Source organism: Streptomyces sp. HPF1205 (assembly GCF_020400825.1).
Lineage (GTDB): Bacteria > Actinomycetota > Actinomycetes > Streptomycetales > Streptomycetaceae > Actinacidiphila.
Map to the genome: position 1 here is coordinate 76,242 of NZ_JAINVH010000010.1, position 15,260 is coordinate 91,501.

Consider the following 15,260-nt stretch of genomic DNA (forward strand, 5'->3'; position numbering starts at 1 on the left):
TCGGGCGTTCGGGCGGACTTGCCCCGGGACCGGCATGCGGGCGGGGCGGGCCGGGCACAAGCTGCGACATGACGGAGATCGGCCTGCCCTCGGGAGTGCGTGCCTGCCTTTTCGACCTCGACGGGGTGCTGACGCCCACCGCGCTGGTGCACTCCGCGGCCTGGAAGGAGACGTTCGACGAGTTCCTGCGCAAGCTGCAGGGCGCGGACTTCCGCCCGTTCGACCCGGTGGAGGACTACGACCGGTACGTGGACGGCCGCCCGCGGGCGGACGGAGTGCGCACCTTCCTGGCCTCGCGGGACATCGAGCTGCCCGAGGGCGAGGAGGACGACCCGCCGGACCGCAACACGGTGCACGGCCTGGGCAACCGCAAGAACGCCCTCGTGGTGGCGAAGATCAGGACCGAGGGGGTGCGGCCCTACCCCGGCTCGGTGCGGTACCTGGAGGCGGTACGCGACGCCGGCCTGCGTACCGCCTGCGTCTCCTCCAGCGCGAACGCGCACGACGTCCTGGTCTCCGCCGGGATCGAGAACCTGATCGACACCAGGATCGACGGACTGACGGCCCTGGACCGGGGTCTGCGCGGCAAGCCGCAGCCGGACACCTTCCTGGAGGCCGCGCACGACCTCGGGCTCGCCCCGGAACAGGCCGCGGTGTTCGAGGACGCGCTGGTCGGCATGGACGCGGGCCGGGCCGGGCGGTTCGGCTACGTCGTCGGCGTCGACCGGGTGGGACAGGCCGAGGAACTGCGCAGGCACGGGGCCGACACGGTGGTCACCGACCTGGCCGACCTGATCGGGGTGACGCCGTGATCACCGACCCGGCGTTCACCGTCACCCCCTGGACGCTGCGCGAGCGCGAACTGAACCTGGACGTGCTGCCGCAGAGCGAGTCGATCTTCGCGCTGTCCAACGGCCACATCGGCTGGCGCGGCAACCTCGACGAGGGCGAGCCCAACGGACTGCCCGGCTCGTACCTCAACGGCCTGTACGAGCTGCACCCGCTGCCGTACGCCGAAGCCGGCTACGGCTACCCGGAGTCCGGCCAGACGGTCATCAACGTCACCAACGGCAAGCTGATCCGGCTGCTGGTCGACGACGAGCCGTTCGACCTGCGCTACGGCACGGTCCGCTCGCACGAGCGGGAGCTGGACCTGCGCGCGGGGGTGCTGCGGCGCACCTGCGAGTGGGTCTCGCCGGCCGGGCGGGCGGTACGGGTGCGCTCCACCCGCATGGTGTCGTTCCGGCAGCGCGCGGTGGCCGCCATCGCCTACGAGGTGGAGCCGCTGGACAGCCAGGTGCGGGTGGTGGTGCAGTCGGAGCTGGCCGCCAACGAGGAGGTGCCGCGCATCGCCGGCGACCCCCGGGTGGCCGCCGCGCTGGAGTCGCCGCTGCGGCCGGAGGAGCGGTTCGCCGAGGGCACCAGGCTGCGGCTGATCCACTCCACGACCCGCAGCGCGCTGCGGCTGGCGGCGGCGGCCGACCACCGCGTGGCGGGCCCCATCGGGACCACCCAGGTGTCGGCGGAGTCCAGCGAGGACGTCAGCCGGCTGACGGTGACCTCGGTGCTGGAGCTGGGGCAGCGGCTGCGGCTGGAGAAGTTCGTCGCCTACGGCTGGTCGGCGACGCGCTCGCTGCCGGCGCTGCGCGACCAGGCCGACGCGGCACTGGTCGGCGCCCGCGACACGGGGTGGACCGGTCTGCTGGACCAGCAGCGCGAGTACCTCGACGACTTCTGGGAGCGGGCCGACGTCGAGGTGGACGGCGACACCGAGATCCAGCAGGCGGTGCGGTTCGGCCTGTTCCACGTGCTGCAGACCGGTGCCCGCGCGGAGGAGCGGGCGATCCCCGCCAAGGGGCTGACGGGTTCCGGCTACGACGGCCACACCTTCTGGGACGCGGAGACCATCGTCGCGCCGCTGCTGTCCTTCATCGCGCCCAAGGCGGCCGCCGAGGTGCTGCGCTGGCGGCGCAACATGCTGCCCGCGGCCCAGGACCGGGCCCGCCAACTGGGCTTCGCCGGGGCGGCGTTCCCCTGGCGGACCATCAACGGCGACGAGGCGTCGGGCTACTGGCCGGCCGGCACGGCGGCCTTCCACATCAACGCCGACATCGCCGACGCGGTGGTGCGCTACGTGGCGGCCACCGGCGACGACGCCTTCGAGCGCGACACGGGTCTGGAACTGCTGGTGGAGACCGCCCGGCTGTGGCGCTCGCTGGGCCACCACGACCACGCCGGCGCGTTCCACATCGACGGCGTCACCGGGCCCGACGAGTACAGCGCGATCAGCGACGACAACACGTTCACCAACCTCATGGCGCAGGCCAACCTGACCGCGGCGGCCGACGCGGCCGAGCGGCATCCGCGGCACGCGGCCGCGCTGGGCGTCACCGACGAGGAGACCGCCGCCTGGCGGGACGCGGCGGCCGCGATGACCGTCCCGTACGACCACGACCTGGGGGTGCACGAGCAGTCCGCGGGATACACCCGGCACCAGGTGTGGGACTTCGCCGGCACCGACCCCGGCGACTATCCGCTGATGCTGCACTACCCGTACTTCGACCTGTACCGCAAGCAGGTCGTCAAGCAGGCCGACCTGGTGCTGGCGATGTACCTGCGGGGCGACGCCTTCACCCCCGAGCAGAAGCTCCGCAACTTCGCCTACTACGAGCCGATGACGGTGCGCGACTCGTCGCTGTCGGCGTACTGTCAGTCGATCGTCGCCGCCGAGGTGGGCCACCTGGAGCTGGCGTACGACTACCTGGCCGAGTCGGCGCTGATGGACCTGGAGGACCTGGAGAACAACGCCCGCGACGGCCTGCACATCGCGGCGCTCGCCGGCACCTGGACCGCGCTGGTGGCCGGGCTGGGCGGGATGCGGCTGTTCCGGGGCGAGTCCATCCGCTTCGCCCCGCGCCTGCCGGAGGCGCTCAGCCGGATCGCGTTCCGCCTGATGTTCCGCGGCCGGCGGCTGCGGGTGGAGGTCAAGCGCGGCTCGGCGACGTACACGCTGTCCGACGGCAAGCCGCTGGAGGTCCTGCACTTCGGCAAGCCCTTCACGCTGACGTCGGACGCGCCGGTCACCCGGCCGATCCCGGAGCCGCCCTCGCACCCGCCCCTGCGGCAGCCGCCGGGGCGGGCCCCGCTGCGGCGCCAGCTGCCCAGCTGAGCGGCCGGGGAGCCGCGCCCCTCACAGCCACCCCCGCCGCTTGAACAGCAGGTACAGCCACAGCACCGCCGCGGCCATCACGCCGACGACCGTGGGGTAGCCCCAGGTTCGGTGCAGTTCGGGCATGTGGTCGAAGTTCATGCCGTAGATGCCGGCGATCAGGGTGGGGACGGCGGCCATGGCGGCCCACGCGGAGATCTTGCGCATGTCGTCGTTCTGCCGGACGCCGACCTGGGTGAGGTGGGCGGCGAGGATGTCGCCGAGCAGGTGATCCAGGCCGTCCCCGGCCTCGTTGGCGCGCGCGAGGTGGTCGGCCACGTCGCGGAAGAAGGGCTTGGCGCTGGGGTTGACGTGGGGCACCCGGCCGCTGACCAGGCGGGCCAGCGGCTCGGTGAGCGGGCCGGTGGCCCGGCGGAACTCCAGCACCTGCCGTTTGAAGGCGTAGATGACCCCGGCGAGCCCGGGCGAGCCGCTGCCGTCGGGCGCGAACACCTGCTCCTCCAACTCCTCCAGGTCGACCTGGAGGTCGGCCGCGATGTCCAGGTAGGCGTCGACGACGCTGTCGCAGATCGCGTACAGCACCGCGACCGGGCCGAGCCGCAGCACCTCGGGTGTCTGCTCCATGCGCCGGCGCACCTCGGCCGCGGTGGCGCTGTGGCCGTACCGGACGGTCACGACGAAGCCGTCGCCGATGAAGACCATCAGCTCGCTCGTGGTGACGGTGGCCCGCTCGTCGTCGTAGCGCAGCGGGCGCAGGACGGTGAACAGGGCGCCGCTGTACACCTCCATCTTGGGCCGCTGGTGGGCGTGCAGGGCGTCCTCGACGGCCAGCGGGTGCAGCGCGAACTCCGAGGCGACCGAGTCGAACTCCTCCGCGGTGGGCTCGGACAGCCCGACCCAGACGAACGCGTCCTCGTGGGCCCGCGCCCGGGCCAGGGCGTCGGACAGGTCCCGCGCGGTCGCGGCGCGGTGGCCGTCCCGGTAGACGGCGCAGTCCACGATCATGCCTCTTCCCCCCTCCTCCTGCGCCGCTCGTGACATGCCGGGCGGCGGGTGCGTGCGGTACGTGCGATAGGTGCGGTGCGGGTGCGTGCGGTGCTTGCGGTACGTGCTGCGGTAGGCCGTTCCCCTCCGCGCCGCTCAGGCCGCGACGGCGGACGGGCGCAGGCCCGCGCGTTCCAGGCGCGGCAGCAACCGGTCCGGGGTGAGCGGGAGTTCACGCAGCCGCACCCCGGTTGCGTGGTGGACCGCGTTGCCGACCGCCGCGGCCGTGCCGACGATGCCGATCTCGCCGACGCCCTTGCCGCCCATGGGGTTGAGGTGCTCGTCGGCCTCGTCCAGCCAGTAGGCCTCCACGCCGGGCACGTCGGCGCACGTGGCGACGTGGTACGAGGCCAGGTCCGGCTCGGCGAAGTCGCCGAACCGCGGGTCCGTCGTGCTGCCCTCGCACAGCGCCATCCCGGCGCCCATGGTCATGCCGCCGATGAACTGGGAGCGCGCGGTACGCGGGTTGAGGATGCGGCCGGCCGCGTAGACACCCAGCAGCCGCCGCAGCCGCACCTCGCCCGTGACGGTGTCGACCGCGACCTCCGCGAAGGTCGCGCCGAAGGCGTGCCGGGCGTATCGCGAGCCCCGCGCCGTCTCCTGTTCGGTGTCCGCGGTCACGCTCATGCCCTCGGGAGGCAGCCGGCCGCCGTGCTCCTCCAGCCGTTCGCACAGCTGCGAGCACGCCTTGTGCACCGCCGAGCCCCAGGAGGCGGTGCCGGACGAGCCGCCGGCCACCGGCGCCGCGGGCAGCCTGCTGTCACCGAGTTCGAGCCGGACCCGCTCCAGCGGGACGCGCAGCGCGTGGGCCGCGATCTGGGCGAGCACGGTACGGGCGCCGGTGCCGATGTCGGTGGCGTTGACCCGCACCTCGTAGCCGCCGTCGGGCGCGGCGAACGCGGTGGCCCGCGACGGTGCAATCAGCACCGGGTAGGTCGCGGCGGCCACGCCCGTGCCGAGCAGCAGGTCACCCTGCCTGCGGGTGGCCGGCCGCGGGTCGCGGGGCTGCCAGCCGAAGCGGTCGGCGCCCTCGCGCAGGCACTCGGCGAGGTGGCGGCTGCTGAACGGCAGTCCGCTGTCGGGCTCCGCGGCCGGGTCGTTGCGCAGGCGCAGTTCGACGGGGTCGAGGCCGGTCGCGACGGCCAGTTCGTCCATCGCCGACTCCAGGGCGTACATGCCGGGGGTCTCGCCCGGCGCGCGCATCCAGGACGGGCTGGGCACGTCGAGCGCGGCGACCCGGTGCAGGGTGCGGCTGCTGGGCGAGGTGTACATGACGCGGGAGGGCACGGCGGCCTGCTCGACGAACTCCCGCACGGTCGAGGTGTGGGTGGCGACCTCGTGGGCCAGCGCGCCGATCCGGCCGTCGCGCCCGGCGCCGATCCGCACCCGCTGCACGGTGGGGGCCCGGTGGCCGGTGACGGCCGGCAGGTGGCGGCGGGGCAGCGCGCACGTGACCGGCCGGCCGGTGTGCAGGGCGGCCAGGGCGGCCAGCACGACCGGCGGGCGCGGGGTGCCCTTGCTGCCGAAGCCGCCGCCGACGTGCTCGGACACCACGGCCACGCGGTCCTCCGGCAGGCCGAACAGTGCCGCGAGCGCGTCGCGCACGGCGGTGGAGCCCTGGCTGGAGTCGTACGCGGTCAGCCGGCCGTCCTGCCACCAGGCGGTGCTCGCGTGCGGCTCCATCGGGTGGTTGTGCAGGGCGCCGAGGGTGTACGTGGCGTCGACCCGGACCTGCGCGGCCTCGTAGGCGGCCGGGAAGTCGCCGTGCTCGCGCAGCGCGGGGTGGCCGCCGTTGGCCTTCTCCGGCGTGTACAGGCCCGGGTGGTCGGCGGTCAGGATCACGTCGTGCGGCTCCTCGGCGTACTCCACGCGCACGGCCGCGGCGCCTTCCCTGGCCGCTTCGGGCGTCTCGGCGACGACCAGGGCGACGTACCAGCCGCGGTGCGGGACGCGGTCGTCCTGCAGCAGGTGGAGGGTGGCGTCGTCACCGCGGCGCAGCCGGGGGGCGTTGTCGTGCCCGAGCACGGCGATCACGCCGGGGACGGCGAGCGCCTCGTCGCGGTGCAGGGCGGTGACGCGGCCGCGGGCGACGGTGGCGCCCACCGGGCGGGCGCAGGCGCGGTCGGGCTGGGTGTGCTCGGCGGCGTAGCGTGCGGTGCCGGTTACCTTGGCGCGGCCTTCGAGGCGCACGACGGGGGCGCCGAGGGGGTCGGTGCCGGCGGGAGCGGTGGTCTCGTTCATGCCGGGGCTCCGGTGGCGCGGGCGGCGAGAGCGGTCAGGACGTCGACGGCCAGGTTGCGCGCGAGGGGCACCTTGAAGCCGTTGTCGCGCAACGGGCGGGCGTGGACCAGTTCGGCCTCGGCGGCCTGGGCGAACGTGTCGGGGGTGGCGGGCGCGCCCAGCAGGACGGTCTCCGCGGCGTCCGCCCGCCACGGCCGGTGGGCGACGCCGCCGAAGGCGAGGCCGGCGTCGTGCACGATCCCGTCGCGCACATCGAGCACGGCGGCCACCGAGACGAGCGCGAACGCGTAGCTCGCGCGGTCGCGGGCCTTGCGGTAGGCGGACACGCCCATGGGCGGCGGGAGTTCGACAGCGGTGATCAGCTCGCCGGGAAGGATCTCGGTGTCGCGTTCGGGGCGGTCCCCGGGCAGCCGGTGGAAGCCGGTGAGGGGCAGCGCCCGCTCGCCCTCGGGGCCGAGCAGGTGGACGGTCGCCCCCAGCGCGGCCATGGCCACCGCCATGTCGGACGGGTGCGTGGCCACGCAGCGCTCGCTGTGGCCGAGCACCGCCAGATCGCGGTGCACCCCTTCCCCGGCCGGGCAGCCGGAGCCCGGCAGGCGCTTGTTGCAGGGCTTGGCCGGATCCTGGAAGTACGTGCACCGGGTGCGCTGCATCAGGTTGCCGGCCGTCGTCGCCATGTTGCGCAGCTGCCCGGAGGCGCCCGCGAGCAGCGCCTGCGACAGCGCCGGGTACCGCTCCCGTACGACGGGGTGGGCGGCCAGGTCGCTGTTGCGCACGGCGGCGCCGATCCGCAGGGCCCCGCCGGGCAGGGTCTCCACCCGGTCCAGCGGCAGCCGGCTCACGTCGATGAGGGTCTGCGGGGTCTCCACGCCGAGCTTCATCAGGTCCGTCAGGTTGGTGCCGCCCGCCAGGAAGCGGGCGCCGGGGTGGGCGGCGTACTCCTCGACGGCCTCGGCGGGGCTGTGGGCGCGCACGTAGGCGAAGGGCCTCACCGGGTGCCTCCGTCCCGGTCGGCCGATGCGCCGTGGGCGGTGGCGCGGGCCGCGTCCCGCACGGCGTCGACGATGTTGGCGTACGCCCCGCAGCGGCACAGGTTGCCGCTCATCCGCTCGCGGATCTCCGGCTCGGTGAGGGCGGGGCGCTCGCCGGGGGCGGTGACGTGGGAGGGGTGGCCCGCGGCGAGTTCGCCGAGCATGCCGATCGCCGAGCAGATCTGGCCGGGCGTGCAGTAGCCGCACTGCAGGGCGTCGCGGTCCAGGAACGCCTCCTGCATCGGGTGCAGCCGCTCGGCGTCGGCGCCGCCCTCGGCCAGGCCCTCGACGGTGGTGACGCGGGCGCCGTCCTGCGCCACCGCGAACAGCAGGCAGCTGTTGGCGCGGCGCCCGTCGACCAGGACCGTGCAGGCCCCGCACTGCCCGTGGTCGCAGCCCTTCTTGGCGCCGAACAGACCCAGGTGCTCGCGCAGCGCGTCCAGCACGGTGGTGCGGTGGTCCAGGGTGAGGGTGCGGTCCGTCCCGTTGACCCGCAGGGTGACGGTCGAGCGGTGCTCGGCGCTCGGCGGCGCCCCGGACCGTGCCCGCGCCTGAGTGGATGCCGCCCTCGTGCCTTTCGCTGCCACGGTCGCGCCCTTCCGGAAAGTCGTTCTCGCGTGCCTGCCCCCGCCCGGTCCGTTTCCCTGCCTGCTGCCCCGGCCCGGGCCGGGCAATCCCCGCGCCGTCCTGCTGCCAGGCTCCCCACCCGCGACCGCCGCCGCGCCCCGGCGGCGCCGACCGGGTGACGCTCCCGGCGCCTGGTGCCGGTTTGCCCCGGTCCGTCCCGGGCACGCGCCCGGGTGACGTCGCCTGGACGGCGACCGTGTGACGAGAGGCGAGGTGGCCCGGATGCGAGCGACGGTGTGGCACGGCAAGCGCGACGTAAGGGTTGAGCACGTGCCCGATCCGAGGATCCAGGAGGACACCGACGCCGTCGTCCGGATCACCTCCTCCGGGCTGTGCGGCTCCGACCTGCACCTGTACGAGGTGCTCGCGCCCTTCATGACCCCCGGCGACATCCTCGGCCACGAACCGATCGGCATCGTGGAGGAGGTGGGCCCCGCCGTGCCCGACCTCGCGCCGGGCGACCGGGTCGTGGTGCCGTTCCAGATCGCCTGCGGCGAGTGCTGGACGTGCCGCAGGGGGCTGCCCACCCAGTGCGAGACCACCCAGGTCACCGAGTACGGCATGGGCGCGCAGCTGTTCGGCTACACCAAGCTCTACGGCGCGGTGCCCGGCGCCCAGGCGGAGTACCTGCGGGTCCCGCAGGCCCAGTACGGCCCGATCAAGGTGCCCCAGGGGCCGCCGGACGACCGCTTCGTGTACCTGTCCGACGTGCTGCCGACCGCCTGGCAGGCGGTGAAGTACGCCGGCGTACCGCCCGGCGGCAGCATCGCGGTCCTCGGGCTCGGCCCGATCGGCGCCATGGCCTGCCGGGTGGCCCGCCACCTGGGGGCCGGGACGGTCATCGGGGTCGACCTGGTGCGCGAGCGGCTCGACCGGGCCCTGCGCGAGGGCGTGACGGCGCTCGACCTGGAGGCCTTCGACTCCGGTGCCGCCCTGGTCGACGCCGTACGGGGGCTGACCGACGGGCGCGGCCCGGACGCCGTCATCGACGCGGTCGGCACCGAGGCGCACGGCAGTCCCGTCGCCAAGCTCGCCCAGGCGGCCGTCGGACTGCTGCCGCGCGGCCTGGGCGCCAGGATCACCGAGACCGCGGGCGTGGACCGGCTGTCCGCGCTGGAGCTGGCCATCTCGCTGGTCAGGCGCGGCGGCACCGTCTCGGTCAGCGGGGTGTACGGGGGCGCGGTCGACCCGCTGCCGATGCTGACCATGTTCGACAAGCAGATCCAGTTGCGGATGGGCCAGGCCAACGTCCGTGCCTGGACCGACGAGATCCTGCCGCTGCTCACCGACGAGGACCCGCTGGGCGTGGACGACTTCGCCACCCACCACGTGCCGCTGGACGAGGCGCCGGACGCCTACGCGATGTTCCAGAAGAAGCAGGACGGGGCGATCAAGGTCCTGTTCAAGCCCTGAGCCGGCCCAGGAGCCGGGTGGCGTTCGCCGCGCCGCGGGCCGCAGGTGCCGGTGCCGCGGCGCGGGCGGGGGGCGGGGGCGAGGCGAGGCGAGGTTTTCCCCGCGGGGATTGACAACCGGTCAGGGCGGGAGCGAAATTTGGGAGCGCTCCCACGGGAGCGCTCCCACGGCGTGTATGCCTCACCTCACGCCCGCGCACGCCCCCCACGTCCCGCCTCGTCGAAGGTGAGAATTCTCCGTGCGATCGACCCGTCCCACGACCACGCCCTGGCGCCGGCGCCTCGCCGCCGGGGCCTCGGCGGCCGCCATGGCCGCCGCCCTGCTCGCGGCCGGCGGCGCCGCCCACGCCGACGATCCGCCGCCTTCCGGAGTCGACGTCACCGTCAACGCCAACGAGGGACAGGGCACGATCCCCGCCACCGGCTACGGCCTCAACAGCGCGGTCTGGGACTCCCAGATGAACGTGCCCGAGGTGCAGGACCTGCTCAAGGCGGCAGGCGTCGGTGTGCTGCGCTACCCCGGCGGCTCGTACGGCGACATCTACCACTGGCAGGACAACACCGCGCCCGGCGGCTACGTCGCCCCCGGCACCGATTTCGACTCCTTCATGGGCACTGTCAAGAAGCTCGGCGCCCAGCCCATGCTGATCGCCAACTACGGCTCGGGCACCCCGCAGGAGGCCGCGGACTGGGTGCGGTACGCCAACGTCACCAAGGGCTACGGCGCGAAGTTCTGGGAGGTGGGCAACGAGCTGTACGGCAACGGGCACTACGGCTCCGGCTGGGAGACCGACCAGCACGCCGACACCTCGCCCTCGGCGTACGCGCATAACGTGCTGGACTACGTCTCGGCGATGAAGGCCGTGGACCCCACCGTCAAGGTCGGCGCGGTTCTGACCATGCCGGGCAACTGGCCCGACGGGGTGATGGCGAGCGGCGAGAGCTCCGACTGGAACCACACGGTCATCCCGATCATCGCGGGCAAGGCCGACTTCGTGATCGTCCACTGGTACCCGAGCAGCTCCGACGCGGCGCACATGCTGGACTCGGTCTCGCAGCTCAATGGTGAGCTGGCACAGCTGCGCGACGAACTCGACGCGGCGGGCGCCGCCGGGACGCCGATCGCGCTCACCGAGGTCAACGGCGGCGTGGACGAGGACACCCAGCCCAACGCACTGTTCGGCGCTGACGCCTACCTGTCCGCCCTGCAGAACGGCGTGTTCAACGTCGACTGGTGGGACACCCACAACGGCCCGACCAAGATCGACACCGCGCCCGACGGCGCCACCGACTACGAGGACTGGGGCGTGCTGTCCAGCGGGACGTGCGTCGGCTCGGTGTGCGAGCCGGCCCTGAACACCCCGTTCCCCAGTTACTGGGCGATCCGGATGCTCAGCCGGGTCGGCGTCGCCGGTGACCAGTTGGTCGGCGCGGGCAGCGACAGCGCCATGGTGGCCGCGCACGCCGTGCACCGGGCCAACGGCGACCTGAGCGTGATGCTGATCAACAAGGACCCGTCCGCCGCGAAGGACGTGACCCTGCACTACGCGGGCTTCACCCCGGACACCGCCGCGACGCAGACCGTGTCCACCTACGGCGACGAGGCCACGTCGATCGACACCGCCACCTCGGCGTACTCCGCCACGCACACCCTGCCCCCGTACTCGATCACCACCGTCACACTGCACCCCAAGGCGGGTACGGCGTCCGCGCTGTCGGCCCCGGGCAGCCCGCACGTGACGGCGGCGACCGACTCGACCGCGACGGTGAGCTTCAGCCCGTCCAGCGGCGGGCCGGTCACCCGCTACGAGGTGTACCGCCAGGTCGGCACCGTCAGCGAGCTGCTCGGCAGCTCCACCGGCACCTCCGTCACGGTGCCCAACCTGACGCCGGGGTCCACGTTCACCTGGAACGTGCTGGCCAGGGACGCGGACGGCAAACTCTCCCGCCCGTCCGACCCGGTCACCGTGCGCACCGGCACCCCGGCGAAGTCGACCTGCCAGGTGTCGTACCAGCTCACCGCCGGCTGGGGCAGCGGCTTCAACGCCAATGTCACGGTGACCAACACCGGCCCCACCCCGATCACCGGCTGGACGGTGGCCTTCGACTTCCCCAGCACCGGCCAGTCGGTCGCCGGCTTCTGGAACGCGAAGGTCACCCAGAGCGGCCGGACCGTGGTGGCCACCCCGGTGGACTGGAACGGCACCCTCGCCGCGAACGGCGGCAACTCGGCCTCCTTCGGCTTCACCGGCGCCAACAGCGGCGCCAACCCGCCGCCGACCGTCTTCACGCTGAACGGAACGGTGTGCACCACGCAGTGACCGCGACCGTGCCGCGGTGAGAAAGCAGGAAACCGCGACGGCGACGCGGTGAGAGGGGCCCGGTCCGGCGCGCGACGCCGGACCGGGCCCCCTCGCGTGCGGTGCGGGCGGCGGCACGCGCCGTAGGCCATGGGGACGGTCCCCGCGCGCCGGTGGTTTCGCCGGCACCGGCGCGGGTCAGGCGCAAGGACGACCGGCCGCGGGCCCGCCGGCACGGACGAGCGGCAATACGCAGGGAGACACCGATGACCGCCTCTTCGCCGATCGACATCCTCGACACGCTCGCCGAGCAGCACGAGCGGATCCGCGAGCTGCTGACGGCGGTGGAGACCGCCGGCGGCCCGGCCCGGCGGGAGGCGCTCGACGAGCTGGGCGAGCTGCTGGCGCTGCACGAAACGGGCGAGGGCTACCTGAACGGGCCGGACGGCGGCCGGGCGGGGACGCGGGGTACGCGCCTGACCGCCGAGCTGTCCGCCCTGGACGCGGACGGCCCCGACTTCGCGGCCCGCTTCGCCCGCTTCGCCGCCGAGTTCCGCGCGCACGCCGAGCGGGAGGAGCGCGAGGTGTTCCCCGCCGCCCGGGCCGCCCACTCCCCCGACGAACTGCACGAGATGGGCAACCGGCTGCTCAAGGCGGAACGGGCCGCCCTCGGCGGCTGACTCACCGACCCGCCGGAGCCCGCCGCGTCCTGGTCCAGGTCACCAGCTCGTCGGCGGTCCACGTCGTGACGACGCGCTCGGCGGGGATGCCCGCCTCCTCGGCGCGTGCGCAGCCGCGGATCAGCCAGTCGAGCTGGCCGGGAGCGTGGGCGTCGCTGTCGACGGCGAACAGGGTGCCGCTGTCGCGGGCCAGCGCGAGCAGGCGGCGGGGCGGGTCCAGCCGGTCGGGACTGCTGTTGATCTCCACCGCGGTGCCGGAACGGGCGCAGGCCGCGAAGACGGCATCGGCGTCGAAGGCGGACTCCGGGCGCACCGCGCGCCCGCCGAGCAGCCGGTTGGTGCAGTGTCCGAGGACGTCGACCAGGGGGTTGGTGACCGCCGCCACCAGCCGGGCGGTGAAGGCGGGGGCGGGCATCCGCAGTTCGGAGTGCGCGGAGGCGACGACCACGTCCAGCCGGTCGAGCAGGTCGTCGTCCTGGTCCAGCGAGCCGTCCGGCAGGATGTCGCACTCGATGCCGGTCAGCAGCCGGAAGGGCGCCAGACGGGTGTTCAGCTCGGCGACCGTGTCGAGCTGGGCCCGCAGCCGGTCGGCGGACAGGCCGCGGGCGACCTTCAGCCGCGGCGAGTGGTCGGTCAGCGCCGCCCACTCGTGGCCGAGGCCGCGCGCGGCCAGGGCCATCACCTCGACGGGGCTGCCGCCGTCGGACCAGTCGGAGTGCAGGTGGCAGTCGCCGCGGACGGCGGCCCGCAACCGCCGGCCGCCCTCGGCGAGCGGGGTGGTCCGGGCCTGTTCCTCCAGCGCGGCCAGGTAGCCGGGGACGCGGCCCGCGCTCGCCTCGGCGATGACCGTGCCGGTGCTCTGCCCGATGCCTTTGAGATCGGTGAACCGGCCGGTGGCGGCCCGCCGCCGGCGTTCCTCCTCGGGCAGCGCCGCCAGCACCTCGGCGGCGCGCCGGAACGCCCTGACGCGGAAGGTGGGTGCCTGTGCGCGCTCCAGCAGGAACGCGATCCGTTCCAGCGCCTCGATCGGTTCCATGACGATCGCTGTTCCCCGCGGCGGGCCCCGTCTCACTCTCGGGCGTCCCGGCGTCACCCGCGGGGAGGCGCGCCTCACACCCGCGGCACGTGCAGCGCGTCCCACGTCTCCTTGCCGGGGGGCCACTTCAGGGCCTCGCCCGTCCAGCCCTTGTGGTGCTCGGCGCTGTAGGTGCGCTGCCACGCCTCGTACGAGGCGATGTCGCCCGAGCCGATCACGTCCTTGTTCGCGCTGCCGCGGTAGTGGTCGCAGCCGACCGCGACCAGCCGGTCGTGCATGGCGGCCACGATCGGCGAGCGGCGGCCGGGGGTGAACCAGTCCGAGCCGGGGAACGGCTCGTAGCCCGGCGCGGCGCCGCTGCCGCCGCCCGCCCACGCCCGCAGTGCGCCCTTGCCCGCGAAGTTCGCCACGTTCAGGTCAAGACCGCCGCTCTCGCCGTACTGGTGGAACAGCCAGGAGTGCTGGATCCGCGGCCGGCCGGCCGGGGCGTCCGGGTCGGCGATCCACAGGCCGTCGCCGACGTACGAGGTGTGGTCGCGGTGCAGCCAGAAGTCGCGGTTGCAGTACAGCACGGCCTTGTGGCCAGGCGCCGCCGCCCGCAGGTCCTTCAGGAAGGCGTCCTTGTCGGAGCCGGACACACCGGTGTCCTCCCAGTCCAGGGCGAGCACGTCCCCGGCCCGGGGGGCGGCGCGGTGCAGGAAGTACGAGACCTGCGCGCTCATCGAGCCGGGCCGGACGAAGTGGTAGTGGCCGACCACGAGCGAGGCCGCGCGGCCGTGGGCGACCTGCGCGGCGTGCCGGGGGTTGACGTACGAGGTGCCCTCGGTCGCCTTCACGAACACGAAGCCGAAGCCCGCGGTGCCGTAGTCGGTGCTCTGGTACGAGGAGACGTCGATTCCTTTGAGGCTCATGCGCGGTCCGAATTCTGTGAGTGGCGGTTCCGGCCGGGCCGGTGGTGCGGAGAAGGGGCGGGTGCGGGCACGGGACCGGTCGATGGACGGGGGCCGGTCGGTGGCAGGGCCTGTCGATGGACGGGGGCCGGTCAGTGGACGGGGCCGGTGCCGAAGGTGCCGCCGCACACGACGGGGGCGGCCACGGCCAGGGTCACGGCCTCGGTGGACCCCGGCGGGTACACCTTGACGAACGCGGGTGCGCGCCAGCAACCCCCCTCGCGGACACCCTGGTTGAGGGTGTGCAGGTCCGCCTCGACGGACCGGCCCGGGGCGAGCCGCACCACCGCTGCCCTGCCGCCCTCGCGGCCCGCGGGCCGGCCGATGACACTCCCGTCACCGCGCAGCAGGGAGACCCCCGGATAGCCGTCGAGGGTGCACGGGTGTGCGGAGACGTTGGTGAACGTCAGCGGGTAGTAGACCTGGCCGGCGCCGGGATCGCCGCGGCCGAGCCGCAGCTTCAGGTCGCCGACGGTGCACCGCGTGGAGCCGGCGGGTGTCGCGGACGGCGCCCGGCCGCCGGACGGAGCCGGCGTCACGGAGGGAGCCGGCGTCACGGAGGGTGCGGCGGTACCGGGTGCGGCGGACGAAGTCGTCGGGGCGGCGGTGGCGCCGGCGGACGTCCCGGCGGCGGACGCCCCGCCGGACGAGCTGCCGCATCCGGCGGCGGACGCGGCCAGCAGGACGCCGGCCACGGCCACCGCGACCGGCGGCCTGCGGCGGATCCCGGCGGCGGAACGGAAGAGCACGGACGAAGTACGCATGTCTGA

Annotated in this window: 12 protein-coding genes; 5 read left to right on the forward strand and 7 right to left on the reverse strand. The window is 74.2% G+C overall.

The window, feature by feature from the left end:
- Positions 1–68 precede the first annotated feature (68 nt).
- Positions 69–812, forward strand: a complete 744-nt coding sequence (locus K7G61_RS13875) for an HAD family phosphatase (protein ID WP_225847093.1) — start codon at positions 69–71, stop codon at positions 810–812.
- The gene (locus tag K7G61_RS13880; RefSeq protein ID WP_225847094.1) at positions 809–3,169 is read left to right on the forward strand and encodes a glycoside hydrolase family 65 protein; all 2,361 of its coding nucleotides are present in this window, start codon (positions 809–811) and stop codon (positions 3,167–3,169) included. Before K7G61_RS13875 ends, K7G61_RS13880 begins: the two co-directional genes overlap by 4 nt.
- A 21-nt stretch (positions 3,170–3,190) precedes the next feature.
- Here the strand turns inward: K7G61_RS13880 and corA are convergent, their stop codons facing one another.
- The 4 genes from corA to K7G61_RS13900 all read right to left on the reverse strand — a co-directional run bounded on the left by corA (position 3,191) and on the right by K7G61_RS13900 (position 8,072).
- On the reverse strand, positions 3,191–4,174 hold the full coding sequence (corA, locus tag K7G61_RS13885) for a magnesium/cobalt transporter CorA (protein WP_225847095.1): 984 nt from the start codon (positions 4,172–4,174) through the stop codon (positions 3,191–3,193).
- Positions 4,175–4,309: 135 nt separating this feature from the next.
- A complete protein-coding gene (locus K7G61_RS13890; protein ID WP_225847096.1) occupies positions 4,310–6,454 on the reverse strand; it encodes a xanthine dehydrogenase family protein molybdopterin-binding subunit in 2,145 nt (714 codons plus the stop codon).
- Positions 6,451–7,446 (reverse strand): xanthine dehydrogenase family protein subunit M, encoded by a 996-nt coding sequence (locus tag K7G61_RS13895; protein ID WP_225847097.1) that lies wholly within the window; start codon positions 7,444–7,446, stop codon positions 6,451–6,453. Before K7G61_RS13895 ends, K7G61_RS13890 begins: the two co-directional genes overlap by 4 nt.
- Entirely contained in the window at positions 7,443–8,072 is a 630-nt protein-coding gene (locus K7G61_RS13900; RefSeq protein ID WP_225847098.1) for a 2Fe-2S iron-sulfur cluster-binding protein, read from the reverse strand. The genes K7G61_RS13895 and K7G61_RS13900 overlap by 4 nt, the downstream gene beginning before the upstream one ends.
- Before the next feature lie 262 nt (positions 8,073–8,334).
- Between K7G61_RS13900 and K7G61_RS13905 the strand changes: the two genes are divergently transcribed.
- The 3 genes from K7G61_RS13905 (at position 8,335) to K7G61_RS13915 (ending at position 12,504) form a co-directional block, all read left to right on the forward strand.
- Positions 8,335–9,525: a zinc-dependent alcohol dehydrogenase gene (locus tag K7G61_RS13905; RefSeq protein ID WP_225847099.1), complete on the forward strand. Its 1,191-nt coding sequence runs from the start codon at positions 8,335–8,337 to the stop codon at positions 9,523–9,525.
- A 238-nt stretch (positions 9,526–9,763) separates the two neighbouring features.
- The gene (locus tag K7G61_RS36955) at positions 9,764–11,845 is read left to right on the forward strand and encodes a cellulose binding domain-containing protein (protein ID WP_225847100.1); all 2,082 of its coding nucleotides are present in this window, start codon (positions 9,764–9,766) and stop codon (positions 11,843–11,845) included.
- Positions 11,846–12,090: 245 nt separating this feature from the next.
- Positions 12,091–12,504, forward strand: coding sequence for a hypothetical protein (locus K7G61_RS13915; RefSeq protein WP_225847101.1), 414 nt, complete (start codon positions 12,091–12,093; stop codon positions 12,502–12,504).
- A 1-nt stretch (position 12,505) separates the two neighbouring features.
- Here the strand turns inward: K7G61_RS13915 and K7G61_RS13920 are convergent, their stop codons facing one another.
- The 3 genes from K7G61_RS13920 to K7G61_RS13930 form a co-directional block, all read right to left on the reverse strand.
- The gene (locus tag K7G61_RS13920) at positions 12,506–13,540 is read right to left on the reverse strand and encodes a PHP domain-containing protein (RefSeq protein WP_225847102.1); all 1,035 of its coding nucleotides are present in this window, start codon (positions 13,538–13,540) and stop codon (positions 12,506–12,508) included.
- A gap of 74 nt (positions 13,541–13,614) precedes the next feature.
- Positions 13,615–14,451 (reverse strand): GH25 family lysozyme, encoded by an 837-nt coding sequence (locus tag K7G61_RS13925; protein ID WP_225847103.1) that lies wholly within the window; start codon positions 14,449–14,451, stop codon positions 13,615–13,617.
- Positions 14,452–14,582: 131 nt separating this feature from the next.
- Complete coding sequence (locus K7G61_RS13930) at positions 14,583–15,254, reverse strand: DUF4232 domain-containing protein (protein WP_225847104.1); 672 nt, start codon at positions 15,252–15,254, stop codon at positions 14,583–14,585.
- Positions 15,255–15,260: the final 6 nt, after the last annotated feature.